We start from the raw sequence: 18,652 nt of genomic DNA on the forward strand, positions 1-18,652 counted from the left end.
AACATATCAGAAATTGTTGTTATTTTGTTTATCTGCTATAACGAGGAGGGGTTCGGATGAACGTATTATTCCGGTTTCGTTGCTCCTGCTGTGGAAAAGAATTGCTGACCGATTCGGTCCTGTTAAAATGCTGTGATCAACTGATGGATAACGTGGAACATGTGGTCATCAGCAACCAGCAATTAAGGGAGCTGATGAGCGGGCTGCAGGGAAGCGTTCCGATTAATATAGGAAGAGGGTGAGGGAAAAAAAGGCTGCCTGATATCCATGAGGATAAGGGCAGCCTTTTTTGTCGTAGAGTTAAATCGAAAGGTCGATGACGTGGCCTTTATAGGGATGCTTGGCAGAAATGGGTGCCTGTGACTTCTTTTTCTTCTTTTGAATAGACAGCTTGATGTGAATCGTGAAGGGATCATCTGCGTGGTGTTGAAAAGGAGGCCAATGCTCATGGTGCGGTAACGACCAGACCGGATGAACCGGTTGCAAGGAATAAGGAGTTCTATAGGAATAAAAAGGTCTCAAGAGAATTGGATCCCCCTTTTCGTAATTGGAAGTCTCTTTTAATAATGAAGCCTCCAGGCTAAATAATAGCGTTTCTTGTTGGATCGGCTTGGCCAAGAAGTCGATCGCTCCTTCCTGAATCGCTGTAATAACGGATCTTCGATCGATCCGATACCGCCGTACAAAAAATAACCTTTGCCATAGGATCTAGCTTTTTAATTTCCTTTAAAGCAGTAATCCCATCCAACTCCGGCATAAAAATATCCATCAGAACGAGATCCGGCGAAAGTTCCTTGTATTCACCTTTCCTGCCTTTTCTTATAAAATGGGTTGTTCCACCGAAGTCAAAACCGAGATTGTTACAGAATATAAGCCATAGATCACCAAGGAGAATTGGATGAATTGTTCCTTGAGCTATTCCTTTTTGCCCTGCTGCTTGGTTCTCCTCTTCATAAATCATTATCGTTTCTATTCTAGATCTGCTATAATGGTGGCATAAAAAGAGAGAAGGTGAGTTTTCGATTATGATCGGAAAGCGTATCCAGAGATTACGCCAAGATAAGGGGCTTTCCCTATCAGAATTAGCGGAGCGTGCAGGTGTAGCGAAATCTTATCTCAGTACCATTGAACGTGACATACAATCTAACCCTTCAATACAATTCCTTGAAAAAATTTCTGCTGTTCTAGGGGTTTCAGTCAATGCATTCCTTCATGATGAAGAGGACATAGAACCGTCTCACCTTGATGCAGAGTGGATTAATATTGTACAAGATGCCATGAGTTCCGGCATTAGTAAAGAGCAGTTCCGAGAGTGCCTAGAATTTCATATATGGAGACAGAACCGTACAAAAATCTAATCTTTTATACGGTTCTTCTTTTTCTTTTGGCAGTATACAAAACTCTATGAATATCTCCTAAACTTTTATAAATAAAATTCTAACATGTTAACTTTATAATTGGGTAAAAATGTTATCGAAAAATACTGACATTTTCTCGTTAGAACAGTATTTATTGTTATTTCCTGTCATTTTTTTCTTTAATATAGATAATAGGTCCCTTGGTACCTTTTTCTGTACCTTTACCCCACCCACAACGTTGTTTAACTGCAAGCTCCTCCCCCCACATCACTCATGTTACCGACTAACCTACTCAACCTCAAAAAAAAGAGGATAAACAGCACCTTAACTAAGGCACTATCTACCCTCAACTCTATCTTTCTTTACTGCCCCGCCGCCTGAATCATCTCAATGAACGGGAAGTTCGTATGAATGAAGTTCATCAGCGTATCCGGAACTAACCCTACACCCACAGTACCCACTAAGGCGATCAAGACGATCACAGCGATGGAAGCTGGAACACGCAATGGCGATTCCGTCGCCCCAGGGCGCATATACATCTGTCTGATGATGCCAAAATAATAGTAGTAGGATACGACGCTTGTCGCTACCATGATGCCAGCCAGCCAGTAGTTGCCTACCACAAGCGAGCTCATGAAGATATAGAACTTTCCGAAGAACCCGGCGGAGATCGGTATCCCGGCCAGGGACAGCAGGAACATCGTCATGGCGATCGCTACCCACGGAGCACGATGATACAATCCGGCAAAGCTAACCAAATCTTCGCTTCCACGATCACGTGTCACGATCATGATGACCGCAAATGCCCCCATGTTCATCAATAGGTACGCTACAAGGTAAAAGACCGTCTGTTCAAACACCAACGAGGTGATCGTTGCAAATGGCACTAGGATATATCCAGCTTGCGCGATGGACGAGTACGCCATCATGCGCTTGATGTTCGTTTGACGCAATGCCAACGTATTTCCGACAATCATGGAGATCGCAGCCAACACGCCGACGATAAACGTGATCTCATCGATCAGCACGGATTTCGGCCCCAGCGTATTGTCAACATCCACCATATTTCGGAAGACCGTGATGATCACACGAATGATAAGAGCAAAACCAGCTGCCTTGGAAACCACAGACAAGAAAGCGGTAATCGGCGTCGGTGCTCCTTGATACACATCCGGTGCCCACATATGATAAGGAACAGTAGAGATTTTAAAGCTCAAACCGACAAACAACAGGAAGAAAGCCAAGTAAATAATGAACTGATTCCCCGCTGCATAGGCTTCAGCCAGGTAATCCCCCATTAGGAAGATATTGGTCGTCCCTGTCAATCCATACAAGAAGCTGATTCCGTACAGCGTGGTTGCCGCTGCAATCGATCCGCTTACGACATATTTAAACGCCGATTCGTTCGTTTGCAGGTTTTTCTTTCTCGCTCCGACTAAAATATAAGACGAGATCGAAAGAAGCTCAAGCCCTACGAATAAGGTAATGAAGTCGGCAGAGGAGGACATAATCATCGCTCCGAGCAAGCCGGTTAAAATCAAATAGTAGAATTCTCCGTGATACTGAACCTCATCCTTGCGATCCAAGTAATTCACAGACATCATGAGCGTCAAAATCGTTCCGCTTATGAAAATCAGCTTAAAGATGTTTCCATAAGCATCAATCCGGTAGGAACCGTCCAGAATCTCAACGACTCCGATCCCGACGTTCTGAAAAACAAACCAGCCAGCCAACAAGCTTCCTAGTATTCCGAACCATGCCAAGAAACGCCGATCTGTATTCTTCGGTGCAAACAAATCAATTAAGGAAATCAGCGTCGCCACGATCAGAATGGTGAATTCGGGTGCCATGACCGACCAATCATATTGGGCTAAAGGACCCCATCTGCTTTCCATCGGCTCACCCTCCTATCTTAGGAACAATGTTTTGTAATGTGGCTTGCATCGGGTCACTCAGTACAGAAGGATAAACGCCGATTAACAAGATAAAACCTAAAAGCAATACCATTGGCAACACTTCCAGCGGGCGGGCGTCCGAAAGGCCCATCCAGCGCTCTGGTGTCGGTCCATACGTGGTGCCGAGTACAGCTCGCAAGAGATACACGGCCGTCAAAATAATTCCCAACGTCCCAATCGCCGCTAAGATTGGCATTTCGCCGAACAATCCTAGGAAAGCCATAAACTCACTGATAAACCCTGACATCCCTGGCAAGCCTGCAGATGCCATCGCCGCAGCAAGGAACATCCCCGCAATGAAAGGCATGGATTTTGCCAATCCGCCTAAGTCTGCCAGTTCAGCAGTCGACGTACGCTCAAAAATGATACTCACGATAAAGAACAGCAGTGCAGCTACCATCCCGTGGGAAACCATCTGGAAGATTGCTCCTTGGAATCCAACCGCGTTCATTGATGCGATCCCCAAAAGGACAATTCCCATATGGCTTAAGCTGGAATACGCAAGAACCAGCTTTAAGCTCTTTTGAACCAATGCCAGCAAAGCCCCGTAAATAATGTTGATCAATCCAAGAACAGCCAACACTTGAGCCATATCCGTTGCAACCTCTGGGAAGAACCCAACGTTAAAGCGCAGCAAACCGTAGGCACCAATTTTAATTAATACACCGGAAGAAATCAGCACCGCAGGGGCTGGAGACTCCTGGTATGCCTTCACCATCCACGTGTGAAGCGGAGCAATCGGCATCTTAATCGCAAAAGCGATCAAGAGGGCCAAGAATAAACCGTAACGAATCCCCTCAGAAACATAGGCGGGTGCATCCGGTACATTGTAAGGAGACATCGGATTCGTGAATGCATCAGCAATTTCCGAAAAACTCAACGTCCATACATTCATAAAGATGGTCACAAACACAATCAGCATGATCGCCGATCCTACCCCGTTATAAAGCAAAAACTTAAACGCCGCTTGCTCTCTTTCTACATAGCCCCAGATCCCCATGATAAAGAACATTGGGATGAGTGTGAACTCGAAGAAAATGAAGAACAAAAACAGGTTTTGCGAAGCGAACACGCCGATCATCCCGATTAGCATGATAAAGAACAGAATGTAAAATTCTTTCCAGCGTTTTTTAATAAAGATCGCTCCCGCCACGGCAGCAAAAAATCCAATCAACGCGGCCAGCATGACTAGCGGCATCGACAGACCATCCACGCCCATTTCGTATTGGATCGGGAAGCTCACTTGATCGGCCGGAATCGAGAACCACTGGAACTGTTCATGGAATTGCAATCCGGCTTGATTAAAAGTAAAGCCTGCATACATCACAAAAGACAAAACTAAAGGCAGCAATGCCCCTAATATTCCAATCAATTTAACCGTACCCGCTTGTTCTTTCGGGATAAAGGCCAGCAAGATCAGCCCGAGCAATGGAGAAAAGGTGATAAGTGACAGTAATATGGAATCCATCTAACCTAGATACCCCCTAACGAACGTCAAGCCAAGGGCAAGCAATACAATGCCTAAGAATGCAATTGCTCCGTAGGTTTGAACTTGACCGTTTTGTACGCGGGCACCGGCGTGTCCAAGCTCTTTTGTAAAAGCGCCAGCCAAGCGTACGAGACCATCCACGATGTACACGTCAACAGCCGTCAAGAAGGCCCCGATCGCACGCAGTGGACGAACAATAATGAGATCATACAGCTCATCAATAAAGTACTTACCAAAGGAAAGCTTATACAGCCATGGCAGCGGATCTGCAATAATATCCCGTGAAACGGATTTTTTCGCATACATCAGATACGCAAGACCAATCCCGAGCAACGAAACCACAGTTGCCACAATCGCTAACCAACCCGGGGCATGGTGTGCTTCCCCCGCTCCCGCCATGCCTTCGGTCATCCAATGACCCAGCACCGGATTTCCAGGGGTGTTAATCCAACCTGCAGCCACAGCCAACAGGGCCAACAGCATCATCGGAACCGTCATCACAAGCGGAGACTCATGTGCATGTGAGTTCTGCGCTTTTCCCATAAACGTCACGAAGAACAAACGGAACATATAGAAAGCGGTGAAGAACGCCGCAGTCAATGCGATCACAAACAAACCATAATGACCTTCGTTATAAACGGCACCCAGAATTTCTTCTTTGGACCAGTAACCGGCAAACGGGAAAATCCCGGCAATCGCTAGACATCCGATTAAGAAAACCGTTCCGGTTACCTTCATCTTGCTAAACAATCCGCCCATTTCAAAAATATCCTGCGTATGAACGGCATGGATCACACTACCCGCTGCCAAGAACAGCAAAGCTTTGAAAAATGCGTGGGTCATTAAGTGGAACGTACCTGCTACATAACCGGCCACCGATGCCATCCCAAGTGCTAACATCATATAACCCAATTGGCTGACAGTTGAATACGCCAAGACACGCTTAATGTCACGCTGAGTCAAACCGATGGAGGCAGCAAAGATCGCAGTAAATCCTCCAATATACGCTACGACCAAGCTGGCATCCGCAGATGCCTGATAAAGCGGGAACATCGTCGCCACCAAGTATACCCCTGCGGCTACCATGGTTGCGGCGTGGATCAAAGCGGAAACCGGCGTAGGACCTTCCATCGCATCCGGTAACCACGTGTGAAGCGGAAACTGACCGGATTTCCCTACGGCCCCAATAAAGACCAGGATCCCAATTAACGTTAACTGCCAAGATTCCATAACGCCATTTTGGATCGCGGCGAAAATATCCACAAAGTTAAAGCTGCCTGTAAACCAGAACAATAACGCAATTCCGATAAAAAGACCCACATCCCCAATCCGGGTCACGATAAAAGCCTTTTTGGCTGCCGCTTTCGCCTCTGGTTTAAAGAAGTAGAATCCGACAAGCAAGAAGGAACATACCCCTACCAATTCCCAAAAGATATAAACTTGCAATAAGTTCGGGGAGATGACTAAGCCTAACATAGAAAAGGTAAACAAGGCTAAGTAGGAATAGAAAACAGGGAAACGCTCATCTCCGTGCATGTATCCTTTGGAATAGATATGAACCAAAAGACTGACAAACGTAACAATCACAAGCATCATAGCATTTAATGGGTTGACGACGAATCCCATGTCGATGGCATTGTCACCTAAAGTCAACCACTGGAATGCAAAATCATAATCCTCTGCTCCCGACGCAAAACGCTCAAAGAACGCTCCCAAGGAGACCACGAACGCAGCCAATGTCGCGATAATCCCGACGTAGGCCGAACCTTCCTTCAACTGGCGGCCGAAAGCCAACAGGACGAGGAAGGACAGGAGGGGAAAGAGAGGAATCAGCCATGCGTTAGACATCATTTGATTTCACCCTCTATCTTTTTAATAAGTCCATTTCGTCAACATTCACCGTACTGCGGTTGCGATACAAGGCAATAAGAAGTGCCACCCCGATCGCCGCCTCCGCAGCCGCCAGGGTAATACTAAACAAGGTAAAAATCTGACCCGTCATATTCGGCATCACGCCGTACTTAGAGAAGGCCACAAAATTGATATTTACCGCATTGAGCATCAACTCGATAGACAAGAGCACCACGACCGCATTGCGCTTCGTTAAGGCCCCAAATAAACCGATGCAAAACAGAATCAAAGCCACTAAAAGATAAGAAGCTAATGGTACACTCATTCGTCACCCGTCTCCTTCTTCGCAAGGATGATGGCTCCAACCAGTGCCACGAGCAGCAAGACCGAAACCGTCTCAAAAGGAATCACATACTGGCTAAACATCAGCTTTCCGATTTCCTTCACGTTATTCGTAGAGGAGTAATTCGCCACTTCTCCTGGAATGGTCATGGATTGGATACCGGCAAACATCAGAGCAAAAAATCCAGCTACCACAAGAAAGGCAAAAAACTTAAAGCCTTTGCGTTTCTCCGTTTCCTGCGCGTTATGCCTGGTAAGCATAATCCCAAAAAGCATCAGCACGGAAATCGCCCCGGAGTAAACCAGGATCTGAGTCACGGCTACAAACTCCGCCTCAAGCAGGACATAAAGCCCCGCAATGCTTAAAAAGGTAAAAGCCAAGGCCACAACCTGATGCACCACGCGGGTGAAGCTGATCATGAACACGGCACCGCCAATGGTCAGAAGGGACAAGATAAAGAAAGCAATAAATTCTCCGCTCATATTAGGTCCCCTGATCCTTTCTGACATTCGTGTTGTTTCCATGAAGCCACTGCAGGTCTTTGAACAAGTCATCTCGGCTGAACGTCGCCAGCTCAAAATTATTGGTCATCACAATCGCTTCGGTAGGACACACTTCGGTACATAGATCGCATAAAATGCAGATTTCAAAATTAATATCGTACGTATCGATTACTTTCCCTTTTTTATTCGGGTCCGTCGACGCCTTTCCTGTTAAGTTGATACAGTTCGTCGGACAAATCCGCGCACATTGATTGCAGACGATACACTTTTCTGGATCAAAGTGCTGAATCCCGCGGAACCGGTCCGGCATGATGACAGCCTCATCAGGATAACGGGAGGTTACCTTTTTCTTAGTCATCTGCTTAAGCGTATAGGTTAACCCTTTGGCGAAACCTAGCATGTTTTCACCCCTTCACTGGATGTTTCTATTAGCGTAAAAACTCTTTCATCAAGGCCGTCAGGAAGATGTTCAACAGCGCCAAAGGAAGAAGGACCTTCCATCCGAACTGCATCAATTGATCCGCCCGCAAACGCGGCATGGTCGCACGCAACCAGAACAGGAAGAAAACGACGGCACTAAATTTTAAAATGAACCAGACAATGCCTGGAATAAAGCCTAAGAATTCAAATGGTGGCAACCAGCCGCCAAAGAAAACAATCGTGGTTAGACTTGCCATTCCAAACACATACACATATTCCGCCAACATGAAGAAAGCGTAACGGAACCCAGAGTACTCTGTCATATAACCCGCGACCAACTCCGACTCCGCTTCCGATAAGTCAAAGGGTGTACGGTTTAGTTCCGCTAAAGAGGCAATGATGAAAATAACAAATCCGATGAACTGCGGGATAAAAAACCAAACTCCCATTTCCGCTTGCTTGTTGACAATATCAATTAAATTCAAGCTTCCAGTCCATAAGATGACCCCTACTAGAGACATGATCAAAGGAATCTCATAACTGATCATCTGAGCTGCAGATCGCATGCTTCCCATCAGGGAATATTTGTTGTTAGATGCCCAGCCCCCGGTAATCACACCTAACGTAGTAATCCCGGCAATAGCAATGTAATAAAGCAACCCAATACCAAGGTCAGCAAAATGCAGCGTTTCGGTAAAAGGAATGACGGCCAGTACCGCAAAAGAAGGTACGAAGGCGATCAGCGGAGCCAATAGATACAGGGGACGATCCGCCAGCTTAGGGATGGTATCTTCCTTCAGCAATAGCTTTAATACGTCCGCTACCGTCTGTAAAAGTCCTAATGGACCTACACGGTTCGGCCCGATCCGCAATTGGATCCATCCTATCACCTTACGCTCAAAGTAAATCCCATACGTTACGAAACCTAGTACGATTCCCATCAGTACAACGGCAGAAAGCACGAAGACAGAGCCATTGATCCAACTGAGGGGCTGTTGCAGAAAATCACTCATTACGCGTCAACCTCCCCAAGCACAATATCAATGCTACCTAGGACCGCTATCATGTTTGCCATGTTCTCCCCCACCAATATTTCTGGAAGAATCGATAGGTTCACAAAAGATGGACGGCGAAATTTCAAACGGTAAGGCTTATCTTTTCCTTCGCTTAAGATGTACGTTCCAATTTCTCCGCGTGGGGCTTCAATGCGTGTAAAGCATTCACCTGCTGGCGGGCGGATCACGCGTGGCACTTTGGCCATGATCTCCCCTTCGCTCGGAAACTGAGCAACCGCTTGCTCTACGATCCGAATCGACTGCTTCATCTCCTCCATGCGAAGAAGGTAACGCGCATAGCAATCCCCTTCGGTTGCCGTAGGGACATCAAATTCAAAGCGATCATAAATCGAATAAGGCTCATCCCGACGCAGATCCCATTTCACGCCTGTACAGCGCAGGTTAACCCCGCTAAGTCCATAGTTGATGGCTTGATCCGTTGTATAACTGCCCACACCTCGTACACGGCGGAGAAAAATCTCATTACCCGATACAAGCTGATGATAACCTTCCAACTCTTTTTTAAAGTAAGGTACAAAATCCTTCACTTTATCAAGCCAACCTGGCGGTACATCCCACTTTAATCCTCCTACACGCATATAGTTGTAGGTTAAGCGAGCCCCGCAAAGCTCATTAAACAAGCCAAGAATCGCTTCTCGGTCACGGAAAGCGTACAAGAATGGGCTCATGGCCCCAATATCCAACAGATAGGTCCCAAACCAAACCAAGTGACTGGCAATCCGCTGAAGCTCCATAACCAGAACGCGCAAATACTCTGCACGCTCAGGAATCTCTAATCCCATGGCGGTTTCAACACAGTGAACAAGATTATAGTTATTGGTCATCGCCGCAAGATAATCCATGCGATCCGTATACGGAATAATTTGCGTATAGTTCAAGTCCTCCGCAAGCTTCTCCGTACCACGGTGGAGATAACCGACAACAGGGTCTACCTTTTTAATAGTCTCCCCATCCAACGTAACCAGCAGACGCAAAACCCCGTGTGTACTTGGATGCTGCGGTCCAACGTTTAGCGTCATTTCTTCCGTTCTTAAGGTCATGACGATTACACCTCCTCGTCATATTGCTCATAGTCTTTGCGAAGAGGATGACCGACCCAATCATCTGTCAGCATGATCCGGCGCAGATCCGGATGGCCTTCATAGACGATGCCCAGCAAGTCGTAGCTTTCGCGTTCGTGCCAGTTAGCACCTGCCCACAAGTTTGCGATGGAGGCGATTTTGGTATCCTCTCTGTCTTTCGTTTTTACCCGAACGGCAAGGGAATGCTTTTTCGGATATGAGTAAAAATAAGTAACGGACTCCATATGAGACTTATAGTCAACCCCAAGTAAATTCGAAACATAATCAAACGATAATTCCGGATGATTCTTTAATAGAGTAGCCGTTTCCAACCATTTTTCTCGTTTAACCACGAGGGTGGGCATATGCTTGCTGTTTTCCTTCACGTAAGACTCTTCTATCACATCATTGCCTAACTCTTGCGAAATAATCTTGACGATATGGTCTAATATGGGCTGCTTCGGCGACGGTTCTTTCGGAGCGGCTGCTTCTTCCGTTTTCTCCGCTCCCGCAGCTTTCAACTTAGCTGCAGCTGCAGCTGCAGCTTTTGCCTTGGCTGCCGCAATCGCTTTCGCTTTTTCATCATCCCCAGCTGGTTCTGCTGTTCCTTCCTTCGCTTTGACTGCGGCCGCAGCCTTAGCTTTTGCCGCTGCCACAGCAGCTGCCTTAGCCGCTTTCTTTTCTTCCTCTGTCATTTCACTTAACGGCTTATTCGGAACAGCTGGTGCTGCGGGTTCTTCCCCGCCTTGAAGCTTAGCGGCTGCTTTGGCCTTAGCTGCCGCAATGGCTGCTGCCTTAGCCGCCTTTTTCTCTTCTTCCGTCATTTCACTGAACGGCTTCTCAGGTGCCGCTGGAGCCGAAGGAGCTACAGGCTCTTCCCCTTTTAGTTTAGCTGCAGCTTTCGCCTTGGCCTCCGCAATCGCCTTAGCTTTTGCCGCCTTCTTCTCCTCATCTGTCATTTCACTGAACGGTTTCTCAGCAGGTGCAGCAGCTGGGGCTTCATCTTGAGCTTTAGTACCCGCCTGTCCTTGCTGTTCTTTCAGCTTGCGAAGAGCTTCTTCCTTCGCTTTCGCGGCGGCTGCCTTCTTGTCTTCCGGAGTACTCATTGACTGGTCACCTTCCTCCCAGTCTTCGCTTCCCAGCGGATTTTTTCTTGCAGCTTATTTACTCCGTAGATCAAGGCCGCTGGATTCGGAGGACAGCCTGGAATATACACATCTACCGGTACAATCTGGTCTACCCCTTTCACGACAGAGTAAGAGTTCACGTACGGACCCCCAGCAGTCGCGCAAACCCCCATTGCAATGACATATTTGGGTTCCGGCATTTGATCATATAATCGACGCAGCGCAGGAGCCATTTTCTTCGTTACCGTCCCTGCAACGATCATAAGGTCAGACTGGCGTGGTGAGGCACGGAAAATAACCCCGAATCGGTCAAAGTCATAATGAGCACCGCCAGTTGCCATCATCTCAATGGCACAGCAGGCTAGACCAAAACCGAGGGGCCACAAAGAATTACTTCGAGACCAAGCCTTCACTTGTTCTAAAGAAGTAACGAAAACGTTGCGATCTAGTTCTTTTTGTTCCTCAGGAGAAATTCCTTCTAGATTTAGTTCCATTCTAACACCTTCTTTTTCCAGGCATAGATTAAACCAATGAGCAATAGTACAACAAAGATAAGCATCTCAATCAGGGCAAAAAGTCCCAGCTGCTCATAAGCTACGGCCCAAGGATATAAAAAGATCGTCTCAACGTCAAATACTACAAACAAAAGAGCATACATATAGTATTTCACATTGAATTGTACCCAACTGCCTCCAATGGGTTCCATCCCGCTCTCATACGTGGTTTGCTTTGCCGGAGTCGGGTTATGAGGACGCAAAAAACGCCCCGCAGTCAACGCTCCTACCGGAAGGGCTAACCCCAGGATTAAAAATATGGCGACAATCAGGTAATTATTGGAGTATAATTCAGCCATTGCCTCTCCCTCCATTTACCTTGAAAAAATGATAAAACCATCACATTCCATAGAACAGTATAGCAAATAGTTCCTGGATATGTCTAACATGAGTCTTCTTCCAAAAAGGTCTTTTTTTAACTAACCTCCCCTTTCTTCGATAAAATAATACTTTTAATCAATCATCTTTGTTATATTATCACAAAAGGAGGCGTTACGTTGTGATAAAAGTCATATTCGTTTGTTTGGGAAACATCTGTCGTTCTCCGTTAGGAGAAGGAATTTTTCGAGAGTTAGTAAAGGAGAAAGGCTGGGAAAAGGAATTTCTAATCGACTCTGCTGGAACAGCTGCATATCATGTCGGGAAATCTCCTGATCCAGGCTCCCAACGCGTAGCTTTAAAACATGGATTTTCTATCGAAGGTCAACGGGCTCGCCAATTTTCTCCTAATGATCTAGAAGGTTGGGATTATATCATCGCTATGGACTCTTCCAATCGAAAAAATATTGAAAGGCTGGGTTCAGTCATAGGAAAGCTGCTTCTCATGCGAGATTTCGACCACGAAGGTCCGGGTAGTGACGTTCCAGATCCTTGGAGTCTAGGGGATGAAGCCTTTCTAGAAACCTATTTAATTGTACGCCGTTCTTGTGAGAATCTCTTGGACTACATAGCTGAGGAACATCAGTTGAAGTCTAATTAGAACTCGCTACTAACTTATAGCCGTATAAAGGACTATCTCTTTGTGCGGCCTTTACTTTTGTCAAAAGTGGCTGCTTTTGTATGTTAGCCTTTCAGTTAAATAACATTGTGGGTGGACGTTAAAAAAGAATTCAGTTAAAATAAGAACAAACGTTCCTGATAAAGGGGTGAACTCTCTTGGTAAAGTATACGGCCACATTTAGAAAAAAATCACTCCACGATACTCTCAAACGCTTCAAGGATCACCCTACTATAAATAAGATCCTACAAAGCCTAGTATCATCAAAGCAAAAACACCCTTCCGCATGCCCTCATTGCCAAAGCCAAAGTGTCATCGGTCACGGCCAATATCGTGGCCGCCAACGGTATAAATGCAAATCCTGCGAGAGGACCTTCAATGATTATACAAATACCCCCCTTCACCGCACCCACTTTCCTGACAAATGGGTAAAGTTCCTCGAATCCATGGTTCGAGGAGAGAGTCTTCGATTGGCGGCATAAATTAATTCATGCGATGCTAAAACTCGCCTCTAACAAGATCCCTCATTCAAGTCAGAAATATGTACCTGTCGGCCTCTACCCACCCACTTGGCTTGTTTCCCAAGAAGAAAGATACCGCTTCGGATCCTGGATTCTTCGCTTTAACTGGATCGCAGGAAAATATCTAGCCCGTTATATAGCCTGGTTTCTATTTATCGACCGTCATAGAAAAGACCCTATCCAAGAGACCATGACAGAATTTCTTATACGAAGCAGTTCCATCCCTCTAGAACAGACCTATCAAAATTTGCGAATTGCGGCATAATCGTCCTTTTTTAACAACCACCCACAACACTGTTTAACTGAAACCTATAAACACTATTACCCTCACATTCTCTCACTCATATCAGTCACTTTTCTTAAAATTACATAAGAAAAACGATGACTCTTTGTCATCGTCCCACTATCTAACTGCTTTGTTGTTCATTTGGCATCCTATAATCAATGAGATTATCGCTCTTCTTATGATACACTTCTTCCTCTGCACGTCGGTTCAGTTCATTCCATATCCGCAGCTCATTTTCTGATAGTTGTTTTGCTGACTTGGATATGAATTTCTTCAAATAATCCATAGGAACATCATAGATGACCCCGATTCGGTTCATAATTTCAAAGGAAGCGGATTTTCTCTGTCCTTTTTCTAGCATGCTTAGGTATTGTCGTGTAATTTCTATTTTGCTAGAAGCCTCCTCTAACGTAAAACCGCGCAGTTCACGCAGTCGCTTCAGCTCTTGACCAAGTGCAGACATGGTAAAAGGTAAACCTCCCATCAAAGTAGTGTATCTGACAATTTATGTAAGATAACCTATTGCCGAATTCAATATTAGGTCAAATAACCTATACCTTTCTTACGTTAATCCAAAATCAACCATTTGTAAAGATTAAATTGAAACAATTGTATAAAAACCTTATGTTATGAAATTACCTTCCAGCTAGACCTATTTTTCAATCCAATCATACTGACTACCTTTACTTTTTAATGCCATAAAAAAAGAGACCTCTAACCATTCGGTTAGAAGCCTCTTCCTATGAAACTTTATTTATTCCCTTTACCGCCTACCTGAATACGGACAAGGGCACGTTGAAGTGCTAATTGAGCACGCTTGAAATCCAGCTCTTCTCGACGGGACTCGGCCATACGGCGCTCAGCTCGCTCTTTTGCGGCTTGAGCACGATTCACGTCGATATCTTGAGGGAGTTCAGCAGACTCCGCAAGGATTGTAATCTTATCCTTACGTATTTCTAAAAATCCACCACTGACGGCAATCAAGTCTTCTTGGTTGCCCGGCTTTTTAATCTGAACAGGCGCGATCTTCAATGGAGTTACCATGGGAATATGGTTAGCTAGGATACCCAGTTCTCCATCTGCTCCCCTAGCAACAACAAGATTAGCTTCACCGCTATAAACAACCCGTTCAGGAGTCACTACTTCTACTTTAACGGTATTCATCGTTACGTTCCTCCCCTTGTGATAGGGTTGCCTTACTTCGCTTCAGCCAACATCTTTTGTGCCTTTTCACGCGCTTCTTCAATTGTACCTACATACAAGAAAGCAACCTCTGGAAGATCATCATGCTTACCATCCAGGATTTCTTTAAAGCTGCGTACAGTTTCCTTTACAGGAACATACTTACCTGGGAAGCCAGTGAATTGCTCAGCCACGTGGAACGGCTGGGACAAGAAACGCTGGATTTTACGTGCACGAGCAACCAATTGCTTATCTTCATCAGACAACTCGTCCATACCCAAGATAGCAATGATATCTTGCAATTCTTTATATCGTTGAAGAACAGCCTGAACTCCACGAGCTACTTGGTAGTGCTCCTGACCAAGAGCTTCTGGCGTCAAAAGACGAGAAGTAGAAGCTAATGGGTCAACCGCAGGGTAGATACCCAACTCGGAAATACCACGGTCAAGGTTAGTTGTTGCATCCAAGTGAGCAAACGTAGTTGCAGGAGCTGGATCCGTATAGTCATCCGCAGGAACGTAGATCGCTTGAATGGAAGTTACAGAACCCTTCTTAGTAGAAGTGATACGCTCTTGCAACTGACCCATCTCTGTAGCTAGTGTAGGCTGATAACCTACCGCAGATGGCATACGTCCAAGCAACGCTGATACCTCAGAACCCGCTTGAGTAAAGCGGAAGATGTTATCTACGAACAATAATACGTCACGGCCTTCCGCATCACGGAAATACTCAGCCATGGTCAAACCAGTCAAGGCCACGCGCATACGTGCACCAGGAGGCTCGTTCATCTGACCGAATACCATTGTAGTTTTGGAAAGAACGCCGGAATCCTTCATTTCGTGGTAAAGGTCGTTCCCTTCACGAGTACGCTCCCCTACCCCAGCAAAGATGGAGAATCCACCGTGCTCTTGCGCGATGTTGTTGATCAATTCTTGGATCAATACGGTTTTACCTACACCCGCACCGCCGAATAGACCGATTTTTCCCCCTTTTGCATAAGGAGCAAGCAAGTCGATAACTTTAATTCCTGTTTCAAGAATTTGGTCAGCAGGAGCTTGTTCATCAAAAGCAGGAGCCGCACGGTGAATCGGCAATGTTTCAGCACCTTCAGGAGCATCCATCAAATCGATAGGCTCTCCCAAAACGTTAAATACACGGCCTAGTGTTTTCTGACCAACTGGTACAGAGATCGGCTTTCCAGTATCAATCGCATCAGCGCCACGAACCAAACCATCGGTAGAAGACATCGCAACGGTACGAACAAGGTTGTCTCCTAAGTGAAGCGCTACTTCGCAAGTAAGGCTTAACTCATTATTTTCAATCTTAATAGCGTTATAGATCGCAGGCAGATGTCCACGTTCAAACTGAATGTCAACAACGGGACCCATGACCGCAACTACGCGTCCTTTATTCATCGTATTCCCTCCTTAAGGTCCCGCCACGGCGTCCATGGCGGAAGAAAATACCCCACATATGGGTATCACAGTCGGAACCATATTACTAAGCGTTAGCTCCAGCAACAATCTCGGAAATCTCTTGAGTAATCGCTGCTTGACGGGCACGGTTGAAGGACAAGGTCAACTTGCCGATCATCTCGCTGGCGTTATCGCTCGCGCTGCCCATCGCCGTCATCTGAGCACCTTGGAAGCTTGCTTTCGAATCCAGCAGCGCACTAAAGATCAACGTTTCCGCATACTTTGGAAGAAGGTCGTTCAATACTTCCTCAGCAGACGGCTCATATTCATAGCTTACTTTTGCTTGACCAGCATTTCCTTCGACATCACCCAAAGGCAACAAACGAATTTCGGTTGGTATTTGGGTAAGAGCACTTTGGAACTTACTGTAGAACAAGTTTAACTCGTCAATCTTTTCATCCGCGAAAAGAGCTACAGCTTTGCTGGCAATTGACTTAATGTCTGAGAAATTGGGGGAATCAGGGATACCGGTAACTTCATCAATCAGCTTGTAGCCTAGCTTGTTGAAGAAATCACGACCCTTTTTCCCAACCGCAAAAATCACATATTCATCCTGGCTCTTGTGTCGTTCCTTAATGGTATTCAACACCATGCGCAGTAAGTTACTGTTCAACCCGCCGGCCAAACCTCGATCTGATGTAATGACAAGATATCCCGTCTTTTTAATAGGTCGAGTTTGAAGCATCGGATGATTGATGGACGTTCCGGAAGCAATACTTGTGATTACTTCCTTCATCTTTTCCGCATAAGGCCTAGAAGACTGTGCACGCTCTTGAGCGCGGCGCAGCTTCGCGGCTGCAACCATCTTCATGGCTTTCGTGATTTGCCTTGTATTCTTAACGCTTTTAATACGGCGTTTTATTTCGCGTGTTCCCATTGCCATTTCTTTTCACCACCTTTAACGAATCAGTTTATATGCAGGCGTCGATTAAGAGGCTTACTTGGAAGGAGCAAAGCCCTTCTTGAACTCTTCAATTGCTGCTTTCAACTGATCATCAGCCGGAAGGTCTTTCGTATTGCGGATATGATCAAGCAATTCTTTCTTTTGAGTATCAAAGAATGCCAACAATTCCTTTTCGAAGCGACGTACATCTTCTACTGGAACATCATCGATAAATCCTTTAGTTAGCGCATAAAGAGAGATAACTTGGTGTTCTACAGGCATTGGCTCCCCTACACCTTGCTTCAGGATCTCAACGGTACGCTCTCCGCGATCCAAACGAGCTTTTGTCGCTTTATCCAAGTCAGAACCGAACTGAGCAAACGCTTGAAGCTCACGGTATTGTGCCAAGTCAAGACGCAATGTACCAGCAACTTTCTTCATCGCTTTGATTTGCGCGGATCCCCCTACACGAGATACGGAGATACCAGCGTTGATTGCTGGACGAACCCCAGAGTAGAACAAGTCAGACTCAAGGAAGATCTGTCCGTCAGTGATAGAGATTACGTTTGTTGGAATGTATGCAGAAACGTCACTCGCTTGCGTTTCAATGAAAGGAAGAGCAGTGATAGAACCTGCACCCAAATCATCATTGATTTTCGCAGCACGCTCAAGCAAACGGGAGTGAAGATAGAATACATCCCCTGGATAAGCCTCACGACCTGGAGGACGGCGAAGCAACAAGGAAAGCTCACGGTATGCAGCAGCTTGCTTGGACAAGTCATCGTATACGCAAAGAACGTGCTTTCCGTTATACATGAAGTACTCACCCATGGAAACCCCAGCATATGGAGCCAAGTATAATAATGGTGCAGGATCAGATGCTGTCGCAGATACTACGATTGTATAATCCAAAGCTCCATGCTTGCGAAGGGTCTCAACCACGCCGGATACAGTGGATTGCTTTTGTCCAATCGCTACATAGATACAAATCATGTCTTGACCTTTTTGGTTCAAGATCGTATCAAGAGCAACCGTTGTTTTCCCGGTTTGACGGTCTCCGATGATTAACTCACGCTGACCGCGTCCGATCGGAACCAAAGCGTCAATCGCTTTTAATCCCGTTTGCATCGGCTCATGTACGGATTTACGAGCCATAACTCCAGGAGCTGGAGATTCGATTGGACGGAAATGAGTTGTTTCAATTGGGCCAAGCCCGTCAATCGGCTGACCAAGAGGGTTCACAACGCGTCCAAGTAACGCTTCCCCTACAGGAACCTCCATGATACGGCCTGTACGCTTTACTTGGTCCCCTTCCTTAATGCCTGTGAAAGGCCCAAGGATGATAACCCCTACGTTATCTTCTTCAAGGTTCAATACCATACCCATTACGCCGTTGGCGAACTCTAAAAGCTCTCCCGCCATGGCTTTTTCTAGTCCATGCACACGCGCGATACCGTCACCTACCACGATAACCGTACCTACTTCAACTACTTCTATATCAGCTTTATAGTTCTCGATCTGCTGCTTTATAAGAGAACTGATTTCTTCAGGTCTGATTGTACTCAATGAAG

At 45.9% G+C, this 18,652-nt stretch carries 23 protein-coding genes; 5 read left to right on the forward strand and 18 right to left on the reverse strand.

The annotated features are described in order from the left end of the window. The first annotated feature begins 56 nt into the window (after window positions 1-56). Window positions 57-242, forward strand: a complete 186-nt coding sequence (locus ABLT31_RS20470) for a hypothetical protein (protein WP_367755113.1) — start codon at window positions 57-59, stop codon at window positions 240-242. A 58-nt stretch (window positions 243-300) separates the two neighbouring features. Here the strand turns inward: ABLT31_RS20470 and ABLT31_RS20475 are convergent, their stop codons facing one another. Together ABLT31_RS20475 and ABLT31_RS20480 are read right to left on the reverse strand one after the other, a co-directional pair. Continuing rightward, a complete protein-coding gene (locus ABLT31_RS20475; protein WP_367755115.1) occupies window positions 301-618 on the reverse strand; it encodes a hypothetical protein in 318 nt (105 codons plus the stop codon). Beyond that, entirely contained in the window at window positions 581-961 is a 381-nt protein-coding gene (locus ABLT31_RS20480) for a response regulator (RefSeq protein ID WP_367755117.1), read from the reverse strand. The genes ABLT31_RS20475 and ABLT31_RS20480 overlap by 38 nt, the downstream gene beginning before the upstream one ends. Window positions 962-1,025: 64 nt before the next feature. On the opposite strand from ABLT31_RS20480, the gene ABLT31_RS20485 reads away from it, so the two are divergent. Beyond that, window positions 1,026-1,358 carry a helix-turn-helix domain-containing protein gene (locus ABLT31_RS20485; protein ID WP_367755119.1) on the forward strand — a complete coding sequence of 111 codons (333 nt, stop codon included), beginning with the start codon at window positions 1,026-1,028 and terminating at the stop codon, window positions 1,356-1,358. Window positions 1,359-1,720: 362 nt separating this feature from the next. Here the strand turns inward: ABLT31_RS20485 and nuoN are convergent, their stop codons facing one another. Genes nuoN through ABLT31_RS20540 form a run of 11 tightly spaced genes read right to left on the reverse strand, consistent with a single transcriptional unit; the run spans window position 1,721 to window position 12,036 of the window. Beyond that, on the reverse strand, window positions 1,721-3,253 hold the full coding sequence (gene nuoN / locus ABLT31_RS20490; protein ID WP_367755121.1) for an NADH-quinone oxidoreductase subunit NuoN: 1,533 nt from the start codon (window positions 3,251-3,253) through the stop codon (window positions 1,721-1,723). Window positions 3,254-3,257: 4 nt separating this feature from the next. Beyond that, window positions 3,258-4,781 carry a complex I subunit 4 family protein gene (locus tag ABLT31_RS20495; protein ID WP_367755123.1) on the reverse strand — a complete coding sequence of 508 codons (1,524 nt, stop codon included), beginning with the start codon at window positions 4,779-4,781 and terminating at the stop codon, window positions 3,258-3,260. After that, complete coding sequence (gene nuoL / locus ABLT31_RS20500; protein ID WP_367755125.1) at window positions 4,782-6,653, reverse strand: NADH-quinone oxidoreductase subunit L; 1,872 nt, start codon at window positions 6,651-6,653, stop codon at window positions 4,782-4,784. Window positions 6,654-6,666: 13 nt separating this feature from the next. Further along, window positions 6,667-6,978, reverse strand: coding sequence for an NADH-quinone oxidoreductase subunit NuoK (nuoK, locus tag ABLT31_RS20505; protein ID WP_367755127.1), 312 nt, complete (start codon window positions 6,976-6,978; stop codon window positions 6,667-6,669). After that, window positions 6,975-7,478: an NADH-quinone oxidoreductase subunit J gene (locus ABLT31_RS20510; protein ID WP_367755129.1), complete on the reverse strand. Its 504-nt coding sequence runs from the start codon at window positions 7,476-7,478 to the stop codon at window positions 6,975-6,977. The genes nuoK and ABLT31_RS20510 overlap by 4 nt, the downstream gene beginning before the upstream one ends. A 1-nt stretch (window position 7,479) precedes the next feature. Then, window positions 7,480-7,899 (reverse strand): NADH-quinone oxidoreductase subunit NuoI, encoded by a 420-nt coding sequence (nuoI, locus tag ABLT31_RS20515; RefSeq protein WP_367755131.1) that lies wholly within the window; start codon window positions 7,897-7,899, stop codon window positions 7,480-7,482. 28 nt (window positions 7,900-7,927) lie between these two features. Further along, window positions 7,928-8,932, reverse strand: a complete 1,005-nt coding sequence (gene nuoH / locus ABLT31_RS20520; RefSeq protein ID WP_367755133.1) for an NADH-quinone oxidoreductase subunit NuoH — start codon at window positions 8,930-8,932, stop codon at window positions 7,928-7,930. Continuing rightward, entirely contained in the window at window positions 8,932-10,035 is a 1,104-nt protein-coding gene (locus ABLT31_RS20525; RefSeq protein WP_367755135.1) for an NADH-quinone oxidoreductase subunit D, read from the reverse strand. The genes nuoH and ABLT31_RS20525 overlap by 1 nt, the downstream gene beginning before the upstream one ends. Window positions 10,036-10,040: 5 nt before the next feature. Continuing rightward, complete coding sequence (locus ABLT31_RS20530; protein ID WP_367755137.1) at window positions 10,041-11,162, reverse strand: NADH-quinone oxidoreductase subunit C; 1,122 nt, start codon at window positions 11,160-11,162, stop codon at window positions 10,041-10,043. Next, entirely contained in the window at window positions 11,159-11,677 is a 519-nt protein-coding gene (locus tag ABLT31_RS20535) for a NuoB/complex I 20 kDa subunit family protein (protein WP_367755139.1), read from the reverse strand. Before ABLT31_RS20535 ends, ABLT31_RS20530 begins: the two co-directional genes overlap by 4 nt. Next, a complete protein-coding gene (locus tag ABLT31_RS20540) occupies window positions 11,668-12,036 on the reverse strand; it encodes an NADH-quinone oxidoreductase subunit A (RefSeq protein WP_367755141.1) in 369 nt (122 codons plus the stop codon). The genes ABLT31_RS20535 and ABLT31_RS20540 overlap by 10 nt, the downstream gene beginning before the upstream one ends. Before the next feature lie 200 nt (window positions 12,037-12,236). Here ABLT31_RS20540 and ABLT31_RS20545 point away from each other — a divergent pair, with 200 nt between their 5' ends. From ABLT31_RS20545 to ABLT31_RS20555, 3 genes are all read left to right on the forward strand, one after another. Further along, a complete protein-coding gene (locus ABLT31_RS20545) occupies window positions 12,237-12,716 on the forward strand; it encodes a low molecular weight protein-tyrosine-phosphatase (protein ID WP_367755143.1) in 480 nt (159 codons plus the stop codon). 176 nt (window positions 12,717-12,892) lie between these two features. After that, window positions 12,893-13,216: a transposase gene (locus ABLT31_RS39030; RefSeq protein WP_462976518.1), complete on the forward strand. Its 324-nt coding sequence runs from the start codon at window positions 12,893-12,895 to the stop codon at window positions 13,214-13,216. Between the two features lie 13 nt (window positions 13,217-13,229). Then, on the forward strand, window positions 13,230-13,520 hold the full coding sequence (locus tag ABLT31_RS20555) for a hypothetical protein (protein ID WP_367755145.1): 291 nt from the start codon (window positions 13,230-13,232) through the stop codon (window positions 13,518-13,520). Window positions 13,521-13,662: 142 nt separating this feature from the next. Here the strand turns inward: ABLT31_RS20555 and ABLT31_RS20560 are convergent, their stop codons facing one another. The 5 genes from ABLT31_RS20560 to atpA all read right to left on the reverse strand — a co-directional run bounded on the left by ABLT31_RS20560 (window position 13,663) and on the right by atpA (window position 18,647). After that, window positions 13,663-14,004 carry a helix-turn-helix domain-containing protein gene (locus tag ABLT31_RS20560; protein WP_367755147.1) on the reverse strand — a complete coding sequence of 114 codons (342 nt, stop codon included), beginning with the start codon at window positions 14,002-14,004 and terminating at the stop codon, window positions 13,663-13,665. 287 nt (window positions 14,005-14,291) lie between these two features. Beyond that, window positions 14,292-14,705: a F0F1 ATP synthase subunit epsilon gene (locus tag ABLT31_RS20565; RefSeq protein WP_367755149.1), complete on the reverse strand. Its 414-nt coding sequence runs from the start codon at window positions 14,703-14,705 to the stop codon at window positions 14,292-14,294. A 32-nt stretch (window positions 14,706-14,737) separates the two neighbouring features. Then, complete coding sequence (atpD, locus tag ABLT31_RS20570; RefSeq protein ID WP_367755151.1) at window positions 14,738-16,138, reverse strand: F0F1 ATP synthase subunit beta; 1,401 nt, start codon at window positions 16,136-16,138, stop codon at window positions 14,738-14,740. Window positions 16,139-16,223: 85 nt separating this feature from the next. Further along, window positions 16,224-17,081 (reverse strand): ATP synthase F1 subunit gamma, encoded by an 858-nt coding sequence (gene atpG / locus ABLT31_RS20575; RefSeq protein WP_367755153.1) that lies wholly within the window; start codon window positions 17,079-17,081, stop codon window positions 16,224-16,226. A 54-nt stretch (window positions 17,082-17,135) separates the two neighbouring features. Then, on the reverse strand, window positions 17,136-18,647 hold the full coding sequence (gene atpA / locus ABLT31_RS20580; protein WP_367755155.1) for a F0F1 ATP synthase subunit alpha: 1,512 nt from the start codon (window positions 18,645-18,647) through the stop codon (window positions 17,136-17,138). Between the last annotated feature and the right edge of the window lie 5 nt (window positions 18,648-18,652).

The organism is Ammoniphilus soli, from assembly GCF_040813775.1.